At 65.7% G+C, this 399-nt stretch carries 1 protein-coding gene; it reads left to right on the top strand.

The genetic code is table 11. The annotated features are described in order from the left end of the window. Window positions 1-399 (top strand): AMP-binding protein (locus tag JK358_RS38820; RefSeq protein ID WP_201958893.1); only part of this gene is annotated, 399 nt, incomplete at both ends.

Genomic DNA, 399 nt, shown 5'->3' with positions numbered 1-399 from the left:
TGCGTTGCTGGCCGCGCAGAAGGTGACGGTGTTGAGCCAGACCCCGTCGGCCTTCTACGCCCTCCAAGCAGTGCGAGCTATGGGAGGCGAGGACCTGCCGCCGCTACATCTGGATGCGGTTGTGCTGGCCGGCGAGGCAGTCGAGCCCGGGCGACTGCGTACCTGGTGGCGTGACCATCCCGATACCGGCACGCGTTTGATCAATATGTACGGCACGACCGAGACGACGGTGCACGCCTCGTTCCGGGAGCTCACACCCGCCGACGCGGAAGCGACCGCGAGCCCGATCGGCGTTCCCCTCACCGGTCTGGCATTCTTCGTCCTCGATTCAAGCCTGGGCGAGGTCGGCGTCGGTGTTGTCGGTGAACTGTATGTCGTCGGCGGTGGTGTGGCTGATGA

Origin of the sequence: Nocardia acididurans, assembly GCF_016741815.1 — a bacterium.
GTDB classification, from domain to species: Bacteria; Actinomycetota; Actinomycetes; order Mycobacteriales; family Mycobacteriaceae; genus Nocardia; species Nocardia acididurans.
This window is presented reverse-complemented; position numbering and strand designations above follow the sequence as displayed.